The sequence below is a fragment of the Gilliamella sp. B3892 genome, assembly GCF_026536305.1.
GTDB lineage: Bacteria > Pseudomonadota > Gammaproteobacteria > Enterobacterales > Orbaceae > Gilliamella.
This window is the reverse complement of the sequence record NZ_JAFNOK010000025.1, coordinates 1-2,549: the sequence shown is the minus strand read 5'-3', so window position 1 is coordinate 2,549 and position 2,549 is coordinate 1. Positions and strand designations below refer to the sequence as shown.

Sequence of the window (2,549 nt, the reverse complement as noted above, 5' to 3'; positions counted from 1 at the left end):
TCACCTCGTAGCAATCTGTAGCATCCAGTAGAACAAGCCAAATAATCCACCCAAAATCACAAAGTATGTGCAAAAGAGGGCAAACATAATTTCGCTGTCTGTTAACTCATAATCCTTGTGAAATCTATCTTTGATTTTCACATTAACAAAATCTTTATTAGTCATAATCGCCTCGAAAAAAGCCCTCGCTAGGAGGGCAATAGGATGTAGCATTGCGCCGTCTTTCCGAGCTGTCAGTATTCGTAAGAACTCTTGTAAATGCGCTTAGGAATATGCCTGAGTAATACTGCAACACGCTCAGGCTTCCTTGACAACCACGTACAAGGATTTAGAATATGTATAACCACGTACAAACAAGGATTTTTATTTATGCCAGATTGGCTAGTTACTATTATTTCTATCTTTAGAAAGGATATTTTTTCATTGAAAAGCATGTTGATAGTTCTTGTTTCGTTCTGTATTTTTTTTATAGTTCCCACCGAAATTCAAATTAAATTTAGTGAAAAAGTAAAAATCCCATTCAGTTATGAAATAGCGGTTTTTGCTACCAGTTTTATTTTGTGCAGTTTTATTTATTCTGTAGTGGTAAATTTTAAAAAGTTCTATACAAACTTTTCTAATAAAAAACAGCTAAATAAAGAACGAAATGAATTAGTATTATTAATTAATTCGTTAAATAAATCTGAGAAAGAAATTATTGCTTATTTATTACATAGTGGTTATCCATACATTTCATTTGAAGCGGCAAAAATACCTAAACATGTTATTAAGCTTATTAATAAGGGGTTGATTATTCAATGTAGTTTTCCGCATACATTTGATACCAAATGTCGCTTTGTACTTGAACCATCATTTGAAAAATTTATTAGAAAAGAAATCAAAAAAAATAATACTGATAATAATTAGTATTCTTTACATCAAACTCAAGCGCACTCGTTGAATGCGCTTTGATTTGAACTTAATTAGCAATCCTTATTTACTAAAGAACTTGATGGCTAGTCGATCCCTTGTCGGGGCTAGGAGTGATTTAGTCGCTCACCCGATGCGTACTCTTATTGATTGCTTTCCAAAACCGCTGTACTTTCATATGCCTCAGCTAGCTACTTGAATCTTCTTAACTAGTTAAATAACTCGTAGTCTTGTTTAACTTTTTTGTTAAGTTGATTTGTTTTGATGTGACAATATTACCAAAAGGTTGTTGTCGTGTAAATACCTCGAGGTTATTTTCTTTTTAAGAAAAAGAAACCTTTTGGTAATATTCATTTGTTTTTCTTTGATTTTTTTTGTTCTGATTGGTTGTTTTTTATACGGTGAGATATTTGAGGGGGCAAAAAAACCGCATTTAAGCGGCTTCCCTGCTCATTATTAGGTGAGTTTAGTCAAAATATACATAATCTATATTCTGACCGACAAAAACTTTACCTTGGATATGGAAATTTCCGAGTAAATTTTTATCAAGCCTCCATTTTTCATAGACCAAATTGTCAGAAATAACTATAACCTCAGTCCCTGTAACCTGAATTCGTTTGATATAAATTTCGTTGTCAAATACAAAAACATATACACCGTCGCCGTCAAAATAATTTATTTTAGTGTCTACAAATATGTTAGCACCAGATTTTATTGTCGGGGTCATGCTGTCGCCCTTTGCAGTAATAACTTTTATATATTCAGTTGAACGCCTACCAAATAGTTTGGCCGCATAATCTGGTGTGAATTCGATTGAGCGTAAAACGCTGGCAAATTCTCTATCTGTTATAATACCGTTTCCACAACTTGCTTTTACATCCAAAACTTCTATTTTCACTCCATCATTTAATTCGCCTTCATTATTAATGATAATATCTGAAAGATCATTGTCTGCGCTCAGACCGTCTAACCATCCGCGCGGTAAATTAAACGCAGACTCAATATCAGATACCATCCTGTCAGCAATGTTTTTTTTATATTTTTTCCCCGCTTCGTATAAAAGTCTTGATACATATCCTTGGTCTTTATTTATTCTTCTAGCAAGTTCAACAATCTTGCCGCCACACAATTCATCCTTTAGTTTTATTAAATTTAACCTTCTTATTTCATATCTATTCATATTCATAAGTGCTCCTTATATATATATCGGTCAATACTAAAAAAAATTTACCGTTTGGTAAATAACCTTAAGGTGTTGATTTTAATATAACCATATGGTATTATCAAATTCAAAAAACAACACCAAAAGGTTATATTATGGAGAAATTAAAATTATTATTGAAAACAATGACGGCAGATGAACAAAAACAATTTGCCATAAATTGTGGCACAACAATTGGTTATTTGAGAAAACGAATCAGCGACCGAACAGCAAATCTTGGTGAAAAAATTTGCATAGAAATTGAACATAATAGCAATGGAATAATTAGATGTGAAGATCTTCGCCCCGACGTTAGCTGGTCTGTTATTCGTAATACAAAATAAATGAGGTATTCATGAGCACGTTAAACAATGAAAACACACAAAGCCAGTGTGCCAATATTTTACAACACTTACTAAGTGGTAAATCAATTAATCCA

3 protein-coding genes are annotated in these 2,549 nt (G+C 32.6%); 2 read left to right on the top strand and 1 reads right to left on the bottom strand.

Translation table 11 applies throughout. The annotated features are described in order from the left end of the window. The first annotated feature begins 369 nt into the window (after positions 1-369). Positions 370-906: a super-infection exclusion protein B gene (locus J3U74_RS12260; RefSeq protein ID WP_267328920.1), complete on the top strand. Its 537-nt coding sequence runs from the start codon at positions 370-372 to the stop codon at positions 904-906. A gap of 469 nt (positions 907-1,375) precedes the next feature. Here the strand turns inward: J3U74_RS12260 and J3U74_RS12255 are convergent, their stop codons facing one another. Then, positions 1,376-2,089: a S24 family peptidase gene (locus tag J3U74_RS12255; RefSeq protein ID WP_267328921.1), complete on the bottom strand. Its 714-nt coding sequence runs from the start codon at positions 2,087-2,089 to the stop codon at positions 1,376-1,378. 137 nt (positions 2,090-2,226) lie between these two features. Here J3U74_RS12255 and J3U74_RS12250 point away from each other — a divergent pair, with 137 nt between their 5' ends. Then, positions 2,227-2,454, top strand: coding sequence for a transcriptional regulator (locus tag J3U74_RS12250; protein ID WP_267328922.1), 228 nt, complete (start codon positions 2,227-2,229; stop codon positions 2,452-2,454). The last annotated feature ends 95 nt before the right edge of the window (positions 2,455-2,549 follow it).